Raw genomic sequence first — 21,104 nt, forward strand, 5'->3', positions numbered from 1 at the left:
GGAGACGACCGCCCGGCCGGGCTCAGTCGGTCCCGAGCAGGGCCCGCACCACGGCGGTCGGGGCCTCTTCCTGCATCGCGTGGCCGCAGCCTGCCAACTCCACCAGCCTCACTTCGCCGCCGCCGGCGCGCAGGGCCTCGTGCAGCGGGCCGATGGCCTTCACCGGGGTCATGCGGTCGAGCGCGCCGCACAGCAGCAGGGTGGGGCAGTCGCGGCGCGTGGCGGCGGCCAGCGCGTCCTGCCAGGCGTTGCAGGCCGCGAGGTCGCGCGCGAGCGTCTCGCTGCCGTTGCGTTCCATGCGCTCGCGGTTGCCGGCCTCGAGCGTGCGTCGGCGGTCCTCGCCGAGCACTTCGGCGGGGGCGAAGGAGAACTTGTTGATCAGCGCGTGGGCCTGCGCCGGGTCGCTGCGCGCGGCATCGAGCAGGAAGGGCGCGACCGGCATCGGCGCGAGGCTGCCGAGCAGGTGCAGGCGTGCGATGCGCCCCGGCGCGGCAGCCGCGGCGGCCAGTGCGACCAGCGAGCCCATGCTGTGCCCGGCGAGTTCGAAGCGTTCGAGGCCGAGCGCGTCGGCGAAGGCGAGCACCCACGCCGCCATGGCGTCGACCGCGCCGGGGGCCTCGCCTTCCGAGTCGCCGTGGCCGGGGAGGTCGGGGACGATCACCCGGCGGCCGGCGGCGGCAAGCCCGGCGGCGACCGCTTGCCAGACGCCGCGGTCGTGTCCGGCGCCGTGGATCAGAAGGATGACCGGCGCGGCGGCGGGGCCGGACTCGTCGAAGGCGGCGCGGCGGCCGTCGAGCTGGAGGGTCTGGGTCATGGGCGTGTTCTTGGAGGGTTCGGGACCGCGGACGGGCGCAGGCGTCCTGGAGGGGGCTCTGCGAAGCCGAGCCTGCCGCGTGCGGGTTCAGGCGGCCGGACGTTCAGCCGGCCGGATGGAGTGTCGAGCCGGCGGGTTGTTCAGGCACCGTGGCAGTCAGGCATATTCGTCGGGGTCGAGCAGGTGCTCGATCGCGACGATGCGGTCCTTGAGTGCGAGCTTGCGTTTCTTGAGCCGGCGCAGCATCAGCTCGTCCTCCACCGGGTTGTCGGCGAGGCGGGCGATCGCGTCGTCGAGGTCGCGGTGCTCGAGGCGCAACTCGTCCAGCCGCTGGCGCAGGCTGGTCACCTCGTCGAAGCTCTCCCCGGTCATGCTCGTTCCCCTCGCTTGCGTGCCGACCATGGGCGAAGTGCCGGGCAGCATCGTTTTGTCCCCAATGGTATGTGGCAGCGCGGGGGAAGACAACCTGCGCCGGTGTGGAAGGCCGGTGCGCTCAACCCGCGAGCCGGCGCGCCAGCGTGTCTGCTTCCAGCGGGCGGCTGAAGTAGTAGCCCTGCAACAGGTCGCAGCCGGCGGACCGCAGGAAACCCACCTGCTCGGCGGTCTCCACCCCCTCGGCGACGGTCTGCAAACGCAGGCTGCCGGCGAGCGCGATGATGCCGCGTACGATGGCGGCACTATCCTCGTCCTGTGCCGCGTCTTGCACGAAGCTGCGGTCGATCTTGAGCTGGTCGAGCGGAAAGCGGCGAAGGCAGGCGAGCGAGGAGTGGCCGGTCCCGAAATCGTCGACCGACACGCTGACGTCGAGGGCCTTAAGGGTGGACAGGACCCGGGCGGCCTGACCGACGTCGCGCATGACCATGCTCTCGGTGATCTCGAGCTTGAGGAGGCGCGCGGGCAGGCCCGCTGCGGCCAGGCAATGGCGGATATGCGCGGCGAGTCCCTCATCGTTGAACTGGCGTGCCGAGAGGTTGACGGCCACCTGCATCTCGCGGCCCAGGTCGAGCCAGCGGCGTGCCTCGCGGCAGGCTGCGAGCAAGACCCAGCGGCCCAGCGCGAGGATCATCCCGGTCTCTTCTGCGAGGGGGATGAACTCGCCCGGCGGCGTGATCGTGCCGTTCTCGTCGCGCATGCGCACCAGCGCCTCGGCGGCGACCATGCGAGCGCCGGCGGCCTCATGTACCGGCTGGTAGTGGAGAACGAACCCGTCCTGGGCGATTGCCTGGCGCAGCCGGCCCTCCATCTCGAGCTTGCGGACCGCTTCGGCATTCATGTCGGCGGTGTAGAAGTGGAATGCGTTGCGGCCGGCGTCCTTGGCACGGTACATCGCGGCGTCGGCGTTGCGCAGCAGGGCTTCGAAGCCGTCGTCGTCGTCGGGAAACACGCTCGCCCCGATACTCGCCGAGATCTTGATTTCCCTCCCGAGCACGATGAGAGGCTGGCCGATCGCGCGCAGGATCCGGCCTGCGACCAGCGATGCGGCCTGTGCGCCGGCAAGGTCGGTGAGCAGGACGACGAATTCGTCGCCGCCGATGCGCGCCACGGTGTCGCAGGCATCCACGCAGTCCCGGATGCGCTTGGCGATCTCCTTCAGGGCCTGATCGCCGGCGTCGTGGCCGAGGCTGTCGTTGATGCGCTTGAAATTGTCCAGATCGAGCAACAGCAGGACGAGCGCTCGACCGTCCTGGCGCGCGAAGGCGATGGCCTGGCCGACGCGGTCGCGCAGCAGGTTGCGATTCGCCAGGCCGGTGACCGGGTCCTCGTTGTTCTGGCGCTCGAGGGCTTCCTCGTAAGCGATGCGCTCGCTGATGTCGTTGATGACGCCGACGAAGTGCGTCACCGTTCCCGCCGAGTCGCGCACCGGTGCGAGGCTCAGCTCGTTCCAGAACGGGCTGCCGTCCTTGCGGTGGCTACGCAACACGACCTCCGCCTCGCGCTGCGCCTTCACTGCAGCGCGGATCTCCGCGAGGCCGCGCTGCAGGGGGTCGGCGCCGACCAGGAAGCCGGGATTTCGTCCGAGTGCCTCGGCAGCGCTGTATCCGGTGATCCGCTCGAAAGCCTTGTTGACGTGGATGAGCGGGTTTCCCGGCTGGCGCGCATCGGTGATCATGATGCCGTTGGCGGACGCCTCGACGGCCCGACCAAGCAGGCGGGCGGCTTCCTCCGCGCGCTGACGGCGTGCCTCACGCTCGAAATTGGCCAGCGCGAATGCGACGTCTTCGGCCATCTCGGTAATGAGTCCGGTCATTTCCTCGTCGAAGAATCCCGTTTCGCCTGCGTACAGCACGAAGCAGCCGCTCATCCGCCCGTCCTGCACCAGTGGTATCGCGATCGCCGCACGCAGGCCGGCCGCTTCCAGTTCGTCATGGATGGGGGCGAGCGCCGGGTCGTCCTGCAGCGAGTTTTGCAGGTAGGTCGTGCCGCGGGCGACCGCGATCTCGACCGGCGTGCGGGCCGTGGCGTGCGGGCTCAGCAGGGCGAGGCGTTCGACCCAGGGCAGGTGGCTGCCGTGATGGGCGGCCGCGCGGATCCCGTCGCCCGCGGTATTGAGCAGGCCGATCCATGCCGCCGACAGGCCCCCGCGCTCGATGGCGATGCGGCACGCGGTCGCCAGCAGCGCGGGTGCCGCGGTGGCATGGACGATGGCGTGGTTGGTTTCGCTGAGCGCGGCGTAGAGTCGGTTCAGGCGGCCGAGGCGGCTCTCGGCGCGCTGGAGCTCGGCGACGTGGACCTCGAGTTCGGCGCTGCGCTGTTCGAGCTTGGCGACGAGCACCTCGTTGTACTCCCGCAGCACGACCGTCTCGTCGGCGCGTGGACTGGCGGCGACCCGGCCGCCTTCGTCCGCGCGCGCGAGGGCGTTCGCGACGACCTCCATGAAGGCCTCCGGCTCGGCGGGCTTGACGATGAAGGCGTCGGCGCCGAGGTCGAGGGCGAGCTTCTCGTCGCGCGGCTCGGTGTAGGTGGCCGTATAGACGATGAACGGGATCGATGCGAGCCCGGGGTCCGCCTTCCATTCGCGCAGCAAGGTGTAGCCGTCCATGACCGGCATCAGCAGGTCGCTGACGATCACGTCGGGCCGCTGCGTCCGGGCCCGTGCGAGCGCTGCGCTGCCGTTCTCCGCCTCGCTGACCGCGAATCCGTGCCCCTGCAGCAGGGCGCGCAGCAGGTAGCGGTTGTCGCTGCGGTCGTCGACGATCAGCACGTGCCTCATGTGTCGTCTCCGGTGTGGTAGCGCTCGACCTCGTCGGCGAAGCGTTCGGGATCGATCGGTTTCTCGATGTAGCCGGTGCAGCCTGCGGCCAGGCACTGCTCGCGGTCGCCCGGCATCGCGTAGGAGGTGACGGCGATGATCGGCACGTGCGCGAGGCGGGGGTTCTCGCGCAGCCCGCGGGCCACCGCGTAGCCGTCCATGCCCGGCAACTGGATGTCGAGCAGGATGATCGCCGGGTCGGTACGGTCGGCGATGAGCAGCCCGCTCGGCCCGTCCTCGGCCTCGCTCACCTGCCAGCCCCGCGCGTCGAGCAGGAAACGCGCGAGGTAGCGGTTCTGGGCGTTGTCTTCGATGAGGAGGATGCGCTTGTTCATGTTCCGGTTCCTGCGCTCGCCGTAACGGTCTCGTACGGCAAGGTGACGGTGAAGCGGCTGCCCCGCCCCGGTTCGCTGTCGACGGTGATCTCCCCGCCCATCAAGGCGACCAGGCGCTTGCAGATGGTCAGCCCGAGCCCGGTGCCCTCGTGCTGGCGCGACAGTGTGCTGTCGATCTGGCGGAAGGGCTGGAAGAGCAGTTCGAGATCCTCGTGGCGGATCCCCATGCCGGTGTCGGCGACACAGAGGCGGACCGCCGGCCGGCCCGCGCGCTCCGGGCCGGCGTCGGCGGCGTGCTGCGATTCGAGCTCGAGGGTCACCGTGACCCGGCCGTGTTCGGTGAACTTGATCGCATTGGTGAGCAGGTTGAGTGCGATCTGCTCGACCCGGCGCATGTCGCCGGTCATCACGAGCGGGCCCGTCATTCGCTCCACTTGGAGGCAGAGCCTCTTGCGCTCGGCGAGCGGGCGGACGATGGCTGCGACCTTGTCGATCGAGGCCGCGATGTCGAAGGCTTCATGCGCGATGCGCAGTTCGCCCGCCTCGATCTTCGAGATGTCGAGGACGTCGTTGATCAGCGCAAGCAGGTGCCGGGCACTGTCCTGGACCATGCCGAGCTGGCGCGACTGTTCGTCGTTGAGCGGACCGGCGAGCCTCTGCAGCAGGATGCCGGTGAAGCCGATGATCGAATTGAGCGGCGTGCGCAACTCGTGGCTCATGGTGGCGAGGAAGGCCGATTTCAGTCGGTCGGCGGATTCCGCCGCATGCTTGGCGGCGAGCAGTGCGCAATTCGTCTCGGCCAACTCGGCGGTGCGTTCGGTGACGCGTTGTTCCAGGCGTTGGGCGAGCGCCTGTGCTTCGGCGTAGAGGCATGCGTTGTCCATGGCGAGTGCGACCGGACCGCAGAGGTCCTCGACCAGCGCGAGCACGCGGCGAGGCGGGGTACGTTCCTCGCGGGTGTAGAGGCAGAGCATGCCGAGGGTGCGACCGCGCACCTCAAGCCGGAAAAATGCGTGCCGGAGCACGCCCTCCGGGCATACGTTGTCGCAGGGCCGCGGCGTGGAGCCGGCGTCGGCGAGGGCGTGTCCGCGTCCGCTGGCGACGGTGGCGAGGGTCGCCGCACACGCGGTGTCGCGCAGCGGGCCGCCGTCGGCGGCGCAGGCGGCCGGGGCGCAGTCGCCGACGCGCGCGCTCACCTCGAGCAGACCCGTGTCCGCATCCCGAAGGCAGGCGACGCCGCCACCGAAGCCGGTGAGGGCGAGGGCGGCACGGACGAGGTCCTCGAGCAGGCGGGGTGCGTCCGGGCGGGCGGTGGCATCGCGCAGGATACGGTTCGTGAGGGTGATCTCCTCGTTCCGTTGCGTGATCTCCGCAGTCTTTTCCTCGACTTTGCGACGCAGCATCCAGACCCATAGCGCCCCTGCCGCGAGCAGGCTGAGCGCCAGCAGGGCGGCGCTGCCGACCCAGGCGGGAAGCACGGTTCGCGGGCTTTCGGTTTGTACTGCCCAGCGCGCGATCGAGCGGAAGAAGATCGAGTCCGGGTCGCCCTTCATCGCGACGAGGTGGCGGTCGATGGCGGCGAGCAGTGCCCTGTCGCCGCCCGCGCGTGTCGCGAAGTAGAGCCGCGAGGGGCTGAAGATGATCGCGGTGTCGACCAGGCCGTATTGCGCGGCGTGGCGGACGCCGAAGAACCGGTTGGTGACGACCGCGTCCGCCTCGCCTGCCGCGACGGCGGCGAATGCGGCGGCGTACTCCGGGTAGGCCTGGAGCGTCGCAGAGAGGCTGAAGTTGACGAGCAGCTGGCGGAGATTGTCCATCTGAACCGACGCATCGAGCACGGCAATGCGCCGATTCCCCAGATCGGGCAGCGAGCGGATGGAACTGCCGGGGGCCGTGTAGACCTGGTGCCAGCTCGATAGCACCGGCTCGTCGTGGAAGGCGAGGCGCAACTCGCGTTCGGCGCTGCGGGCGACATCGGGCATCAGGTCGATCTCGCCTGCTTCGAGGCGCGCGAGGCACTCGCTCCACGAGCCGGGAACATACTCGATGTGCCAGCCCTCGCGTGCCGCGATCGCCTCCAGGATGTCCGCGAAGATGCCCTCGCCCCGCCCGTCGGCCCCGATCGCGATCTTGGGGCTGTTCTGGTAAAGCCCGACACGCACCGTCTGGGCTGCCTCGAGCGCGAGGGGGAGCAGGGCAGCGAGGGTGACGAGCACGGCACGAAGAAGTCGTTCTCGCCAACTGCGCGAGGCAGGGGAGGCCGGATGCTGCGGAACTGGAACAACAAATGGATCGCCCATCGTCCTGTTCTCGTCACATGGGGACGGCGCAAGCCGGATCGCGCCGGGCCGGGTGCGAGCCCCCGAGCTTTACGCGATATGAATGCTGCCCATTATGGGCCACCGCAGTGCTGCGCGATAGTTCGGATTGACGTGCGGTCGGCCGGGCGCGCACCGCGCCGGCGCCTCCGGCTCGCTGTGGGAAGGGCAGTCGAGCGGCCGGCACGTCAAGCGCAGCGTTCGGCCAAGGGGGCGAACCGCGTTGTCCTGACGGGTTAATATTCCCGCCGTAGTGGAGGGAAGACCAATTGAACAAGGCATTCGTGAAGGAAGATCCGGGCAACGACGAGGACGAGGAGTTGGCTCCTGGTCTGCGCCTGCCACCCGGCAGCAAGAACTACATGACCCGGCGCGGCTACGATGCGCTGCGCGTCGAGCTCGACCAGCTCGTGCGCGTCGAGCGCCCGAAGCTGGTCGAGACCGTGGCCTGGGCCGCGGGCAACGGCGATCGCTCGGAGAACGGCGACTACATCTACGGCAAGAAGCGCCTGCGCGAGATCGACCGCCGCATCCGCTTCCTGATCAAGCGCATCGAGAGCGCCGAGGTGGTCGATCCCGAGCGCCAGCAGGGCCTGGAGCAGGTCTTCTTCGGCGCGACGGTCACCTTCAGCGACCTCGATACCGCGGAGGAGCAGACCCTGCAGATCGTCGGGGTCGACGAGGCCGACGCCTCGCAGGGGCGCATCAGCTGGATCTCGCCCCTGGCGCGTGCGGTGCTCAAGGCGCGCGTCGGCGACGTGGTGCGCTTCCACAGCCCGGCCGGCGTGCGCGAGATCGAGATCGGCGCGGTGGAGTACCGCTGAACGGCGCGGTGAAATTCAGGCTGCATAGTGCTCAAGGCGGGCCGAATGCTGCCGTAAACCGGACGAAGCGGCTGTGCGCCAAGGCGGCAGCCCTCCCGCAAAAGCTTCCTTTCGTGGATGGTCCGGCAAGATGCGTTTCGAATCCCTCACCGTCGCCCGCCGCCTGGCGCTGATGCTGCTGGTTGCCCTCGCGGGCATGGTCGTGCTCGCGTTCGCGGCCTTGTACGAGAACCGCGACGACATGCGCGAGGGTTATGCGCGCAACGTACGCAGCCAGATCGAGCTCGCCACCGGGGTGCTCGCGCATTTTCACGCGCTGGAGCAGGCCGGCGTGCTTGAGCGCGAGGCGGCGCAGAAAGCTGCGAAGGACACGCTGCGCGGGCTGCGCTACCAGAACAACGAGTACTTCTTCGTGCTCGATCTCGAGCTGAACATGCTGATGCACCCGCTGCGGCCCGCGCTCGAGGGCAAGCTCGCCGACCTGAAGGACAGCGCAGGCAAGCACTTCGTGCGCGAGATGGTGACGCTGGCGCGCGCACAGGGGCAGGGCTTCGTGGACTACACCTGGCCGCGCTCGGGCGTCGCCACCGACCCGGCCCAGCCCAAGCTGAGCTACGTGAAGGCCTTCCCGGCCTGGGGCTGGGTGGTGGGCTCGGGCGTGTATGTGGATGACATCGATGCTGCCTTCAATGACGCGGCGCTGCGCTTCGGCGGCCTGGTCGCGGTGGTGCTCGTGCTGCTCGGGTTGATCGGCGTGTGGGTGATCCGCGGGGTCACCGGCGCGCTCGGCGGCGAGCCGGCCTACGCCGGCGCGATCATGAAGCGCGCCGCCGCCGGCGACCTGGCGGTGGAGGTGGCCCAGCGCGGGCGGGGTGACAGCCTGCTCGGCAACCTCTCGAACATGCTCGCGCAGCTGCGCACCATGATCGGCGCGATCGGCGGCAGCGCCGCTCGCCTGGGTGCGAGCGCGCGCGAAATCCACGCGGTGTCGCGCTCGGTGTCCGAGGCCTCGGTGTCGCAGACCGGCGCGACTGCCTCGATCGCTGCCGCCATCGAGGAGATGACCGTGAGCATCGAGCAGATCTCCGACAGCGCGCGCCTGGCCGAACAGCATTCGAGCACCGCGGCCGGGCTCGCCGACGAGGGCGCCGGCAAGGCCGAGCGCGCGGCGCGCGAGATGCAGGCCATCGCCGCGCGCGTGGGCGACGCGGCGCAGAAGATCCAGCAGCTCGTGGCGCGTGCGGACGAGGTCGGTACCATCGCCAACGTGATCAAGGAGATCGCCGGCCAGACCAACCTGCTCGCGCTCAACGCGGCGATCGAGGCCGCGCGTGCCGGCGAGCAGGGGCGCGGCTTCGCGGTGGTGGCCGACGAGGTGCGCGGCCTGGCCGAGCGCACCGCGGTGGCCACCGTGCAGATCGAGAAGGTGATCGAGGGCATCCAGAACGAGACCCGTGCCACGGTGGGCGCGATGGCCGAGGTGTCGAGCCAGGTCGATGGCGGCGTGGCGCTGGTGGGCGACGCGACCGATTCGCTGCACCGCATCCGCAGCACCGCGGGCGAGGCGCTCGAGCGCATCCGCGAGGTGGCCTACGCCACCGGTGAGCAGAGCAGCGCCTCCACCGAGATCGCCCGCCAGGTGCAGACCATCACCGAGATGGCCGACGGCACCTCGGGCTCGATGCACAGCGTGGTGGTCGCGGCCGAGCAGCTGCAGGGCCTGGCCGCCGAGCTCGACGCCCTGGTCGGGCGCTTCCGCTGCTGATCCGCGGGGGCGGTGGCGCTTGAAATCCGCCGCCGTGCCCCCAACTGCTGCTGCGTTTTGACAACCCCTCGACGGAGCAGCTTCCAATGTCCGAAGTCCACAACCCTTCGCAACCTTCCTCCCAGACGCTCGCCTTCCAGGCCGAGGTGAAGCAGCTGCTTCACCTGATGATCCACTCGCTGTATTCCAACCGCGAGATCTTTCTGCGCGAGCTCGTCTCCAACGCCTCGGATGCCTGCGACAAGCTGCGCTTCGAGGCGCTCGACAACGGCGCGCTGTATGAGGACGACAGCGAGCTGAAGATCCGCATCGGCTTCGACGCCGAGGCCAGGACGATCACCATCGCCGACAACGGCATCGGCATGAGCCGCGACGAGGCGATCGCCCACCTGGGCACCATCGCCAAGTCGGGTACCAAGGAGTTCTTCGGCAAGCTTACCGGCGACCAGAAGAAGGACGCCCACCTCATCGGCCAGTTCGGTGTCGGCTTCTACTCCGCCTTCATCGTCGCCGACAAGGTCACCGTGGTGTCGCGCCGCGCCGGGCTCCCTGCCGACCAGGGCGTGAAGTGGGAATGCTCGATGACGGGCGACGAAGCCGGCGCCTACACCGTGGCGCAGGTCGACAAGCCCGGGCGCGGCACGGAGATCACGCTGCACCTGCGCGAGGGCCAGGAAGACCTGCTGTCGTCGTGGAAGCTGAAGAGCCTGATCCGCAAGTACTCCGATCACATCGTGCAGCCGATCGTGATGAAGAAGGAGGAATGGAACGAGGAGCAGAAGAAGCAGGTCGTGACCGACGAGGACGAGACCGTCAACCAGGCCAACGCGCTGTGGACGCGCTCGAAGAACGACATCACGGACGACGAGTACACCGCCTTCTACAAGCACGTCGCCCACGACTTCGAGGACCCGCTGGCGTGGACGCACTCGCGCGTCGAGGGCCGCCACGAATACACGAATCTGCTCTACATCCCGAAGAACGCGCCCTTCGACCTGTGGGACCGCAACGCCAAGCACGGCATCAAGCTCTATGTGAAGCGCGTCTTCATCATGGACGACGCCGAGAAGCTGATGCCGACCTACCTGCGCTTCGTGCGCGGGGTGGTCGATTCGGCCGACCTGCCGCTCAACGTGTCGCGCGAGATCCTGCAGGAATCCAAGGACATCGACACCATCCGCGCCGGCTGCACCAAGAAGGTGCTGACCCTGCTCGAGAGCCTGGCCAACAGCGACGAGGCCGCGGACAAGGACAAGTACGCCGAGTTCTGGAAGGCCTTCGGCAAGGTGCTCAAGGAAGGCGTGGGCGAGGACTTCGCCAACAAGGACAAGATCGCCGGCCTGCTGCGCTTCGCTTCGACCAAGCTGGATACGCCCGACGAGGTGGTGTCGCTCGCCGACTACATCGGCCGCATGAAGGAAGGCCAGGACAAGATCTACTTCGTCACCGCCGAGACCTTCAACGCGGCGAAGAACAGCCCGCATCTCGAGGTCTTCCGCAAGAAGGGCATCGAGGTGCTGCTGCTCACCGACCGCGTCGACGAGTGGGTGACCGGTAACCTCACCGAGTTCGACGGCAAGGCGATGGTGTCGGTCGCCAAGGGCGGGCTCGACCTGGGCGCGCTGGAGGACGAGGCCGAGAAGCAGGAGGTCGAGAAGGCCGCCGACGAGTACAAGGAGCTGGTCGACAAGATGAAGGCGAGCCTGGGCGAGCGCGTCAAGGACGTGAAGGTGACGCTGCGCCTGACCGACTCCCCGGCCTGCCTGGTCGCCGACGAGCACGACCTCGGCATGAACCTCGCGCGCATCCTCAAGGCTGCGGGCCAGAACGCGCCGGTCTCCAAGCCCATCCTCGAGATCAACCCCAACCACCCGGCGGTGCTGCGCCTGAAGTACGAGGACAAGCACTTCGACGACTGGGCGGCGGTGCTGTTCGACCAGGCCCTGCTGGCCGAGGGCGGCACGCTCGACGATCCGGCCACCTTCGTCAAGCGCATCAACCAGCTGATGATGGCGATGAGCGGGAACTGATCCGGCTGCGGCCGGGCACTGCAAGCGCAACGGGCGGCGCGCCGAAGGGCGGCCGCCCGTTCGTTTCAGCTCAGTCGTGCAGGCTCCGCACGGGCTGCGCGAGTGCGCAGGCGCGCGCGCTCACCGCTGCGCGGCGCGGCGGGAGCGCGCGCAACTCAATTTTCGGGTGCGAACCCGTAGTACGAGCCGTACGCCGAGGGTGCGGGTGCGTAGGCGGCGACCTTGATCGCATCGGGCAGGCACACCGTGTCGGTGAAGCCGTCGATGCCGCGTGCGTCCTCGTGCCACCGCGCCTCGATCTCGCTCTCCGACAGGCCGTCGAGATGCAGATTGTGGTCGAGGCGGGCCGAGCGATATTCGAAGCCGGTGTCGTGGGCGATGAACAAGGTATGCGGGCAGGCGGTGATGCGCGTCTCGTCGCTGGGGTCGGCGCCCATCACGCGCACGCCGCAGAAGGGGCAATGCACGGGTGTGTAGTAGTAGGTCTCGAGTTCGGTTCTCTGGATGAGCCGGGTCATCGGGCTGTCCTCCATTCGTAGGGGTGATCGGTCGCGCTGCCGCTTTTCGGCAGGCCGAAAAGCAAAAAGGCCCGACTCTCGTCGGGCCTCTCGAGGCGATTGGCGCCGCAGGCGCCGGTTCGCGATGCAGCTCAGGCGGCGCGGATGTTGGACGCCTGCAGGCCCTTGGGGCCGGTGGTCACGTCGAACGTGACGCGCTGGCCTTCGGCGAGGGTCTTGAAACCCTGGCCCTGGATGGCGGAAAAGTGGGCGAAGAGGTCGTCACCACCCGCTTCCGGGGTGATGAAGCCGAAGCCTTTGGAATCGTTGAACCACTTCACGGTGCCGTTTGCCATGTCTTGAATCTCCTGAAAATGGGGAAAGCCCCCTGGTTGGGGCGAGGTTCAAGACAGCGAGGTACGACTTGAGGAAATACGGCCCGAGGAACCGGATATGCCGACAAATGAACTACATGACTTGAATATCGCTGCGGCGCAGTATGCGCGAAAGCTGCCCATAAAGATAGATATATTTTATTTTTCTTGTCCGTGGTGCCCCGGCAGCGTGGCCCGAGGCACGTCGAGGCTCGGCCCGGCAGGGTTTGCCCATTGGGGCAAACGATAGGTTGACGCCTCTCCGGGCGGCCGGAACACTCCCCGCAACAAAAAACGAACCCGGGCAGGAGACAGCCTTGAGCGAGTTCATTCTCGAAACCCGTGGACTCACCAAGGAGTTCAAGGGCTTCGTCGCCGTATCCAATGTCGACCTGAAGGTGCGGACGGGGCACATCCATGCCCTGATCGGCCCCAACGGCGCGGGCAAGACCACGGTCTTCAACCTGCTGACCAAGTTCCTGCCGCCGACTGCAGGCTCCATCCTGTTCGACGGCAAGGACGTCACCCGCGAGGCGCCGGCGGTGACCGCGCGCCGCGGCATGGTGCGCTCCTTCCAGATCTCGGCGACCTTTCCCAACCTGACGGTGCTCGAGAACGTGCGCATCGGCCTGCAGCGCAGGCTGGGAACGGAATTCCACTTCTGGCGCTCGGCGAAGTCGCTGGATGTCCTGAACGACGAGGCGATGGCCCTGCTCGAGGCGGTGGATCTCACCCGGTTCGCCGACACCGTCACCGCCGAGATGCCCTATGGCCGCAAGCGCGCGCTCGAGATCGCCACCACGCTGGCGCTCGAGCCGCGCATGCTGTTGCTCGACGAACCCACCCAGGGCATGGGGGGCGAGGACATCGCGCGCGTGGTCGAACTCATCCGCAAGGTGTCCGCCAACCGCACCATCCTGATGGTGGAGCACAACCTCTCGGTGGTCGCCAACCTGTGCGACCGCATCACCGTGCTCACCCGCGGCAGCGTGCTCGCCGAAGGCAGCTACGCCGAGGTGTCGAAGAACCCCAAGGTGCTCGAGGCCTACGTCGGCTCCGACGACATCGGCGACGCCCACCACTGATCCCCGCCCCCGAAACGCCATGACCAGTGCCTTCACCCCTCATCCGGAGATGCTCCGGATCCACGACCTCCACGCCTTCTACGGCGAGTCGCACATCCTGCACGGCATCGACATCAAGGTGGCGCGCGGCGAATGCGTGACCTTGCTCGGGCGCAACGGCTCCGGACGCTCGACGACCTTGAAATCGGTGCTCGGCCTGGTCGGCAAGCGCACCGGGTCGATCATGGTCAACGGCCGCGAGGTGATCGCCGAGCCCACCCACCGCATGGCGCGCTACGGCATCGGCTACGTGCCCGAGGAGCGCGCGATCTTCGCCTCGCTCAGCACCGAGGAGAACCTGATGCTGCCGCCGCAGGTGGCGAGCGGGGCGCTGTCGGTGGAAGAGATCTACCAGATGTTTCCCAACCTGCAGGAACGCCGCAACAGCCCAGGCTCCAAGCTCTCGGGCGGCGAGCAGCAGATGCTGGCGATGGCGCGCGTGCTGCGCACCGGGGCCAAGCTGCTGCTGCTCGACGAGATCACCGAGGGGCTGGCGCCGGTGATCGTGAAGAAGCTCGGCGAGGTCATCGTCGAGCTGAAATCGCGCGGCTTCACCATCGTGCTGGTGGAGCAGAACTTCCGCTTCGCCGCCCCGCTGGCCGACCGCCACTACGTGCTCGAGCACGGCGAGATCATCGCCACCATCACCGCGGAGGAGCTCCCCGGGAAGATGGACTGGCTGCACCAGACGCTGGGGGTCTGAGCGGCTGCACCGCGCAGTCCCTGCGTAACAACCACACGAACGAGACGGAGACCCACGATGCAGATGAAGAAACTCACCACCCTGGCCTGCGCGGCCGCCTTCGCCATGCTGTCGGGCGCGGCGAGTGCGCAGATTTCGGGCAACACGGTCAAGATCGGCGTGCTCACCGACATGTCGGGCACCTATTCCGACCTTGCCGGCGCAGGCGCGGTGCTCGCCACCCAGATGGCGATCGAGGACTTCATCGCCGAGGCCAAACCGGCCTTCAAGGTCGAGATGGTCTCCGCCGACCACCAGAACAAGGCCGACATCGCTTCCAACAAGGCGCGCGAATGGTTCGAGCGCGAGGGCGTCGACACGGCTACCGAGCTCGTCACCACCTCGACCGCGCTCGCGGTGATGAAGATCGCCAAGGAGATGAACCGCGTCGCGCTGATGAGCGGCCCGGCCTCGACGCCGATCACCAACGAGCAGTGCAACGACGTGACGGTGCACTACACCTACGACACCTATGCGCTCGCCAACGGCACCGCCAAGGCGGTGACGCAGCAGGGCGGCAACACCTGGTTCTTCCTGACCGCCGACTATGCCTTCGGTCAGGCGCTGGAGAAGGATTCGTCCGCGGTGGTGACGGCCAACGGCGGCAAGGTGCTCGGCTCGGTACGCCATCCCTTCCCGGCGTCCGACTTCTCGTCCTTCCTGCTCCAGGCCCAGGCCTCGGGCGCCAAGATCATCGGTCTGGCCAACGCCGGCGCCGACACCACCAACGCGATCAAGCAGGCGGCCGAGTTCGGCGTCACGCCCAAGCAGTCGCTCGCCGGCCTGCTGATGTTCATCTCCGACGTGCACTCGCTCGGCCTGCAGGCCACCCAGGGCATGTACCTGACCACCGGCTTCTACTGGGATCTCGACGACCAGACCCGCGCCTGGTCCAAGCGCTTCTTCGAGAAGCAGAAGCGCATGCCGACCATGGTGCAGGCCGGCCAGTACTCCTCGGTGCTGCACTACCTGCGCGCGGTGCAGGCCACCGGTACGGACGAGGCGGGCAAGGTCATGGCGCAGATGAAGGCCACCCCGATCAAGGACTTCTTCGGCAAGAACGGCCGCATCCGCGAGGATGGGCGCATGGTGCACGACATGTACCTGGCGCAGGTGAAGACGCCCGCCGAGTCGAAGTACCCGTGGGACTACTACCACATCCGCCAGACCATCCCGGCGGAAGAGGCCTTCCAGCCGCTGGCGCAGTCGAAGTGCCCGCTGGTCAAGAAGTGAGCTGATCGCGGGGCGTCCCGCACTTCACGACGCAGCGGGGCGGCACGGCCGTCCCGCTGCGGGAGTCGCACATGGAAATCTTCGGCGTTCCGAGCGCGCTGCTCGGCAGCCAGCTGCTGGTCGGCCTCATCAACGGTTCGTTCTACGCGATCCTGAGCCTGGGCCTGGCCATCATCTTCGGCCTGCTCAACATCATCAACTTCACCCACGGCGCCCAGTACATGATGGGCGCCTTCGTGGCGTGGATCGCGCTCAACAAGCTCGGCATCAACTACTGGGTCGCGCTGCTGTTCGCGCCCATCGTCATCGGCGCGCTCGGCGTGCTGATCGAGCGCACGATGCTGCGCAAGCTCTACAAGCTCGACCACCTCTACGGCCTCTTGCTCACCTTCGGCCTGGCGCTGATCTTCGAGGGCATCTTCCGCGACCAGTACGGAATCTCCGGCCAGTCCTACCCGGTGCCCGAGCTGCTGCAGGGCGGGGTGAACCTCGGCTTCATGTTCCTGCCGATCTACCGCGGCTGGGTCGTGGTGGCCGCGCTGACGGTGTGCTTCGCCACCTGGTTCGTCATCGAGAAGACCAAGCTCGGCGCCTACCTGCGCGCCGGCACCGAGAACGCGCAGATGGTGCAGGCGCTCGGCATCAACGTGCCGCTGCTGATCACCTTCACTTACGGCTTCGGCGTCGCGCTCGCCGCCTTCGCCGGGGTGCTCGCGGCGCCGGTGTACCAGGTCAGTCCGCTGATGGGCTCCAACCTCATCATCGTGGTGTTCGCGGTGGTCGTGATCGGCGGCATGGGTTCGATCATGGGCTCCATCCTCACCGGCCTCGGCCTGGGGCTGATCGAGGGGCTGACGCGGGTGTTCTACCCGGAGGCTTCGGCAGTGGTGGTGTTCGTGATCATGGTAATCGTGCTGCTGGTGCGGCCCGCCGGCCTGTTCGGCAAGGCCTGAGCGCGGGCAAAGGAATCAGACTGATGAACAACCCCAATTCGATGTTCGCCCGCGCCATGCCGATCCTGTTCGGCGCGCTGTTCCTGATCGGGCTGGTGGCGCCGTTCGCGGTGTATCCCACCTTTCTGATGAAGGTCCTGTGCTTCGGGCTGTTCGCGTGCGCGTTCAACCTGCTGCTCGGCTTCGCCGGGCTGCTCTCCTTCGGCCATGCCGCCTTCCTCGGCAGCGCCGGCTACGTGTGCGGCATGCTGGTGCGCGACCTGGGGGTGACGCCCGAGCTCGGCATCCTCGGCGGCACGCTCGCCGCCGGCGCGCTCGGCTGGGTCTTCGGCGTGCTGGCGATCCGCCGTACCGGGATCTACTTCGCGATGATCACGCTGGCGCTGTCGCAGATGGTGTATTTCGTCGTGCTGCAGTGGAAGGCGACCGGTGGCGAGGACGGCTTGCAGGGCGTACCGCGCGGACATCTGTTCGGTGTCATCGACCTGTCGAACAACCTCGCGATGTACTACCTCGTGTTCGCGGTGTTCTGCATCGGCTTCTTCATCATCTACCGTGCGATCCATTCGCCCTTCGGGCAGATCCTCAAGGCGATCCGCGAGAACGAGCCGCGCGCGATGTCGCTCGGCTACGACGTGGCCAAGTTCAAGCTGCTCGCCTTCGTGCTCTCGGCCGCGCTCGCCGGCATGGCGGGGGCGACCAAGACCCTGGTGTTCCAGCTCGCCTCGCTCACCGACGTGCATTGGCACATGTCGGGCGAGGTGGTGCTGATGACGCTGCTCGGCGGCCTCGGCACCGTGCTCGGCCCGCTGGTCGGCGCCGCCACCATCGTGTCGCTGCAGACCGAGCTCGCCGACAGCGTGGGCTCCTGGGTCACGGTGATCATGGGCACGATCTTCGTGGTCTGCGTGCTGCTGTTCCGCCGCGGCATCGTCGGCGAGCTACAGGCGCTGATCCGGCGCGCCGGCATCCGCTGAGGACGGCGGTTCCACAGCCGGCTTCGCGGCGCCCGCGCCCTGCGCACCCACCGGGGGGTGCGCAGGGCGCGGGCGTTTTTCGTGCGCCCGCTTCTCGGCGCGCCGCAGCCAGGGGTGGGAGAGCGCGTGGTAGAGCGGTACCGGCGCCACCGAGCGCGCCACGCCGTGGGCCACCACCGCGGTGGCCATCAGCGGCAGCAGCATCTGGTGGTTGGCGGTCATCTCCATGACGATCACGAAGGAGGTGATCGGCGTCTGCGTCATCGCCGCGAGGAAGGCCACCATGCCCAGCACCAGGATCGCCGCGTCCTGCTCGCCCGGCAGCAGCAGGGCGAGGTCGGCGCCCAGGCCGGCGCCCACCGCGAGCGCGGGGGCGAAGATGCCGCCGGGGATCTTGGACGCGAAGACCAGCCAGATCACCGCCAGCTTCATCAGCGTGAAGGCCGCCGGCAAGGCCGCGCTGCCCTCGAGCGCGGCCTTGGATTCCGCATAGCCCGTGCCGTAGGTGACGCCGCCGCTGGCCAGTCCGATCAACGCGGTGAGCAGGCCGCACATCGCCGCGAAGGCGACCGGCTGGCCCTCGGCGATCCTGCCGAGGCGGCCGGGCAGGCCGCGTGCGGACGCCACCAGCACGCGCGTGAAGATGCCGCCGAGCAGGCCGCCGGCCACCCCGCAGGCGAGCACCGGCCAGATCCCGTCGGGCCAGCCCAGGCTCGCCAGGGTGCGGCCGAAGTAGGTGTAGTTGCCCAGCACGGCGAGCGACATCAGGCCGGCGAAGATCACCGCGGTGAGCGTGGTGCTGTTGGCCTGGAAGGCACGGTAGCGGCACATCTCCTCGATCGCGAACATGATGCCGCCGAGCGGGGTGTTGAAGGCCGCGGCGATGCCGGCGCCGCTGCCGGCGACGATGAGGTCGCGGCTGGAGGCGATGCGGCGGTGGCGCTTGCGGCTGGCGAGCAGGTGCAGCACCGAGGCGCCGATCTGCACCGAAGGGCCCTCGCGACCCACCGAGGCGCCGCTGAGCAGCCCGCCCAGGGTCAGGAAGACCTTGGCCAGCGCGATGCGCAGCGACAGCAGCTGGCGGCGCACGCGGCCGTCATCCGACATCGACGCCGCGATCGCCTGCGGGATGCCGCTGCCCTCGGTACCGGGGAAGAAGCGGCGCGAGATCCACGCCAGCGCGGCGAAGCCGGCGGGCGCGATCAGCAGGGTGAGCCAGGGGCGCTCGCGGATCAGCCCGGCGTGGGCGGCGATCGCCAGCTCGGCGCCGATCGCGAAGGCGATCGCGACCAGTCCGGCGAGCAAGGCCGCGCCCACCAGCAGCAGGCGCACCCGCCAGCGCCGCAGCGACAGCCAGGGCAGGGCATAGCGGCGCCCGCCGCGCAGCAGGCGGGCGAATGGGCGCCCGCGTGCGGCGGTGCGGGGCGCGACCGCTGATCCGGACGGCTCGGGAGGCGGCGCAGCGGGGCGCGCGCCGTCGGCTTGTGCAGGAGCAGCGGGGTTCCGCTCGGGGCTCATCGGTGGCTGTGCTGCCATGCGGGATTCCTTCCCGGCGGAGTGGACGACAGCAGCATTTCCAGAGGCCTTTCTGCAATGCTGCACATGCGAAGAACGAACGATACCGCTACCATACGCAAGCGTGAGCGGAGTGATGTTTTTTTGACAATCATTGTTTGTGGAAATATAGTTCCAGCGAGACTCGAATGGCGGAAACGCAACAGAAAGTGAAGAAGCCGGCGGCTCAGGCGACCCCCCTGTCGGTCCTGCAGCGTTTCCGGATCCTGATCCGCACCGCGCAGCGCCACTCCCAGTGGATCGAGCGCCAGAGCGGCGTCACCGGCGCCCAGCTGTGGGCGCTGCAGGAGCTGCGCGAGGCGCCCGGCCTGCGCGTGGGCGAGCTCGCGAACCGGATGGCGCTTCACCAGTCCACCACCTCGAACATGGTGGACCGGCTCGAGACCTCGGGGCTGATCCGCAAGGAGCGCACGAGCGCCGACCAGCGCGTGGTGCGCCTCCACCTCACCGACGACGGGCTCGCGCTGCTGTCGAGGGCGCCTTCGCCGGCGCGGGGTGTGCTGCCCGAGGCCTTGCGGCTGATGGACGACGAGGGCCTCGCCAGCCTGCAGAGCGAGCTTGAGAAGCTGCTGCGCCAGATCAAGAATCTCGACGAAGGCTTCGGCATGCAGCCGCTTCCCTTCACCGAATGAACGGCGGTCCGCCCGGGGCGGTCCGCCTCGACCGTACTTCAGATGAAGTGACCGCCTCCGTGCGGACAGCAGATTCGGCGGCCCGCGAGGCCGCCATTTTTTTGTCGCCGCGCGGCCGTACGGGGCTCAGACGGCGGTCGGCGGGGGCGCGATCACCAGCCGGTTGCGACCGCTGCGCTTGGCCTCGTAGAGCGCGGCGTCGGCCTGCGCGACCACGGTCGCCAGCTCGCCGGTGCCGGGTGCGGCCATCGCCAGGCCGATCGAGATGGTGATCCTCCCGGCCACGGGATGCGCCGTCTCGGCGACGACGGTGCGCAGCTTCTCGGCGACGGTGCGCGCGCCCTCGAGGGCGGTATCGGGCAGCAGTACCAGGAACTCCTCGCCGCCGTAGCGCGACACGAAGTCAGCCTCGCGCACCGTGGCGGCGAGCAGGCCGGCGACGAGGGCCAGCACCGCGTCGCCGGTGGCGTGGCCGTAGGTGTCGTTGATCGGCTTGAACGAGTCGATGTCGATCATCAGCACAGCGCAGCCGGTGCCGCACGGTCCCGGCTGCCGGCGCGACTCCTCGTGCAGGCGTTCGTCGACGGCGAGTCGGTTGGGCAGTCCGGTGAGCGCGTCGCGGCGGGCGAGGCGGGCGAGCTCTTCGTTGGCGCGGGCGAGATCGGCGGTCCGTTCGGCCACCTTGCGCTCGAGCTCGGCGTTGGCGTGCGCGAGCGCGTCGGTCGCGAGCGCGAGCACGAACTCGTTGTGTTTTCTCGGGCTGACGTCGGTGACCGTGCCCGCCATGCGCAGCGGGCGGCCGTCGGGTGCGCGCTCGACGACACGCCCGCGGTCGAGGACCCACAGCACGCTGCCGTCGGGGCGACGCATGCGGTGCTCGTGCTCGTAGCTGCCCACGCCGGCGAGGGCCCGGTCGAGCAGGCCCATCACCTCGTCGCGATCGTCCGGGTGCAGCCTGTCCGCGAATGCGGCGATCGGGTGCACCAGGGTGTCGGCGGCGTAACCGAGCAGCTCGCACCAGCGCCGGTTGTGGGTGACCGTGCCGGCATCGATGTCCCAGTCCCAGATGCCTTCGCCGGCAGCCTCCATGGCATAGGCATAGCTGCGCTCGCGCTCCTCGATGACGCGGTATGCACGTCGAAGGTCGGTGATGTCGTGCGCGATCACGAGGATGCGCGGCTCGCCCGCGGGACCGCGCAGCGGCTTCTTGATCGAGTGGAAGTAATGCACCTCGCCGGTCTCGGCATTGGTGGAGCTCTCCTCGACGATCTGCGTGCGACCACCGCGCATCACGGCGCGCACGTTCTCCAGGTAGAAATCCACCTGCTCGCGGTTCGGGTTGAAGGCGCCGTCGTCCTTGCCGACGAGTTGCTCCGGCGTGGTGTCGTACAGGCGTGCGAGCGCGGCGTTGCCGAGCAGGAAGCGGCCATCCCAGTCCTTGAGCAGGATGATGTCGGGCGACTCGTCGATCACCGTGCGCAGCAGCTCGCCGTCGCGCGTCGCCTGTTCCCAGCGCGCCAGCGCCGTGCGGGCGTCGGGCGCGATCGGGCCGCGTGCGCCGCAGTCGGCGCAGCACGCGCTCCAGAGCCCGTCGGGGAGCGCGATTGGCCGGGTGCTGTGGGCGTTGCAGAACGGGCAGGGGAGTTCGGTCTCTTCCATGA

At 68.5% G+C, this 21,104-nt stretch carries 18 protein-coding genes; 9 read left to right on the forward strand and 9 right to left on the reverse strand.

All coding sequences use genetic code 11. From position 1 onward, the window contains the following. Nucleotides 1–22: 22 nt before the first annotated feature. From ACZ5PP_RS19190 to ACZ5PP_RS19210, 5 genes are all read right to left on the reverse strand, one after another. Nucleotides 23–814, reverse strand: a complete 792-nt coding sequence (locus tag ACZ5PP_RS19190; protein ID WP_043742909.1) for an alpha/beta fold hydrolase — start codon at nucleotides 812–814, stop codon at nucleotides 23–25. Nucleotides 815–970: 156 nt separating this feature from the next. After that, nucleotides 971–1,186 (reverse strand): YdcH family protein, encoded by a 216-nt coding sequence (locus ACZ5PP_RS19195; RefSeq protein ID WP_012584991.1) that lies wholly within the window; start codon nucleotides 1,184–1,186, stop codon nucleotides 971–973. A gap of 121 nt (nucleotides 1,187–1,307) precedes the next feature. After that, the gene (locus tag ACZ5PP_RS19200) at nucleotides 1,308–4,025 is read right to left on the reverse strand and encodes a two-component system response regulator (RefSeq protein WP_464826479.1); all 2,718 of its coding nucleotides are present in this window, start codon (nucleotides 4,023–4,025) and stop codon (nucleotides 1,308–1,310) included. Next, a complete protein-coding gene (locus ACZ5PP_RS19205) occupies nucleotides 4,022–4,399 on the reverse strand; it encodes a response regulator (RefSeq protein WP_012584993.1) in 378 nt (125 codons plus the stop codon). The genes ACZ5PP_RS19200 and ACZ5PP_RS19205 overlap by 4 nt, the downstream gene beginning before the upstream one ends. Next, nucleotides 4,396–6,615, reverse strand: a complete 2,220-nt coding sequence (locus ACZ5PP_RS19210) for an ATP-binding protein (protein ID WP_464826480.1) — start codon at nucleotides 6,613–6,615, stop codon at nucleotides 4,396–4,398. The genes ACZ5PP_RS19205 and ACZ5PP_RS19210 overlap by 4 nt, the downstream gene beginning before the upstream one ends. A 371-nt stretch (nucleotides 6,616–6,986) precedes the next feature. Here ACZ5PP_RS19210 and greB point away from each other — a divergent pair, with 371 nt between their 5' ends. The 3 genes from greB to htpG all read left to right on the forward strand — a co-directional run bounded on the left by greB (nucleotide 6,987) and on the right by htpG (nucleotide 11,336). Beyond that, the gene (greB, locus tag ACZ5PP_RS19215) at nucleotides 6,987–7,541 is read left to right on the forward strand and encodes a transcription elongation factor GreB (RefSeq protein ID WP_464826481.1); all 555 of its coding nucleotides are present in this window, start codon (nucleotides 6,987–6,989) and stop codon (nucleotides 7,539–7,541) included. A 130-nt stretch (nucleotides 7,542–7,671) separates the two neighbouring features. Continuing rightward, nucleotides 7,672–9,306 (forward strand): methyl-accepting chemotaxis protein, encoded by a 1,635-nt coding sequence (locus ACZ5PP_RS19220; protein WP_464826482.1) that lies wholly within the window; start codon nucleotides 7,672–7,674, stop codon nucleotides 9,304–9,306. Nucleotides 9,307–9,392: 86 nt separating this feature from the next. Beyond that, the gene (gene htpG / locus ACZ5PP_RS19225) at nucleotides 9,393–11,336 is read left to right on the forward strand and encodes a molecular chaperone HtpG (RefSeq protein ID WP_004321400.1); all 1,944 of its coding nucleotides are present in this window, start codon (nucleotides 9,393–9,395) and stop codon (nucleotides 11,334–11,336) included. A gap of 155 nt (nucleotides 11,337–11,491) precedes the next feature. Here htpG and ACZ5PP_RS19230 read toward each other — a convergent pair whose 3' ends face one another. Further along, the gene (locus ACZ5PP_RS19230; RefSeq protein ID WP_004321398.1) at nucleotides 11,492–11,854 is read right to left on the reverse strand and encodes a hypothetical protein; all 363 of its coding nucleotides are present in this window, start codon (nucleotides 11,852–11,854) and stop codon (nucleotides 11,492–11,494) included. 131 nt (nucleotides 11,855–11,985) lie between these two features. After that, on the reverse strand, nucleotides 11,986–12,189 hold the full coding sequence (locus tag ACZ5PP_RS19235; RefSeq protein ID WP_004321396.1) for a cold-shock protein: 204 nt from the start codon (nucleotides 12,187–12,189) through the stop codon (nucleotides 11,986–11,988). 335 nt (nucleotides 12,190–12,524) lie between these two features. Between ACZ5PP_RS19235 and ACZ5PP_RS19240 the strand changes: the two genes are divergently transcribed. The 5 genes from ACZ5PP_RS19240 to ACZ5PP_RS19260 all read left to right on the forward strand — a co-directional run bounded on the left by ACZ5PP_RS19240 (nucleotide 12,525) and on the right by ACZ5PP_RS19260 (nucleotide 17,236). Continuing rightward, nucleotides 12,525–13,292 (forward strand): ABC transporter ATP-binding protein, encoded by a 768-nt coding sequence (locus tag ACZ5PP_RS19240; RefSeq protein WP_004321394.1) that lies wholly within the window; start codon nucleotides 12,525–12,527, stop codon nucleotides 13,290–13,292. Between the two features lie 19 nt (nucleotides 13,293–13,311). Further along, nucleotides 13,312–14,034: an ABC transporter ATP-binding protein gene (locus ACZ5PP_RS19245; protein WP_004321392.1), complete on the forward strand. Its 723-nt coding sequence runs from the start codon at nucleotides 13,312–13,314 to the stop codon at nucleotides 14,032–14,034. A 57-nt stretch (nucleotides 14,035–14,091) separates the two neighbouring features. Continuing rightward, nucleotides 14,092–15,306, forward strand: a complete 1,215-nt coding sequence (locus ACZ5PP_RS19250; RefSeq protein WP_004321389.1) for an ABC transporter substrate-binding protein — start codon at nucleotides 14,092–14,094, stop codon at nucleotides 15,304–15,306. A gap of 71 nt (nucleotides 15,307–15,377) precedes the next feature. Next, the gene (locus tag ACZ5PP_RS19255) at nucleotides 15,378–16,259 is read left to right on the forward strand and encodes a branched-chain amino acid ABC transporter permease (protein WP_004321386.1); all 882 of its coding nucleotides are present in this window, start codon (nucleotides 15,378–15,380) and stop codon (nucleotides 16,257–16,259) included. 23 nt (nucleotides 16,260–16,282) lie between these two features. Next, the gene (locus ACZ5PP_RS19260; protein WP_004321383.1) at nucleotides 16,283–17,236 is read left to right on the forward strand and encodes a branched-chain amino acid ABC transporter permease; all 954 of its coding nucleotides are present in this window, start codon (nucleotides 16,283–16,285) and stop codon (nucleotides 17,234–17,236) included. Here ACZ5PP_RS19260 and ACZ5PP_RS19265 read toward each other — a convergent pair. Then, complete coding sequence (locus ACZ5PP_RS19265; RefSeq protein WP_012584997.1) at nucleotides 17,201–18,772, reverse strand: chloride channel protein; 1,572 nt, start codon at nucleotides 18,770–18,772, stop codon at nucleotides 17,201–17,203. The two genes, ACZ5PP_RS19260 and ACZ5PP_RS19265, sit on opposite strands and share 36 nt — an antisense overlap. A gap of 167 nt (nucleotides 18,773–18,939) precedes the next feature. Here ACZ5PP_RS19265 and ACZ5PP_RS19270 point away from each other — a divergent pair, with 167 nt between their 5' ends. Beyond that, on the forward strand, nucleotides 18,940–19,443 hold the full coding sequence (locus ACZ5PP_RS19270) for a MarR family winged helix-turn-helix transcriptional regulator (RefSeq protein ID WP_004321497.1): 504 nt from the start codon (nucleotides 18,940–18,942) through the stop codon (nucleotides 19,441–19,443). Between the two features lie 126 nt (nucleotides 19,444–19,569). Here ACZ5PP_RS19270 and ACZ5PP_RS19275 read toward each other — a convergent pair whose 3' ends face one another. Next, nucleotides 19,570–21,102 (reverse strand): diguanylate cyclase, encoded by a 1,533-nt coding sequence (locus ACZ5PP_RS19275; RefSeq protein ID WP_004321496.1) that lies wholly within the window; start codon nucleotides 21,100–21,102, stop codon nucleotides 19,570–19,572. Nucleotides 21,103–21,104: the final 2 nt, after the last annotated feature.

The sequence above is a fragment of the Thauera sp. DNT-1 genome (assembly GCF_055393985.1).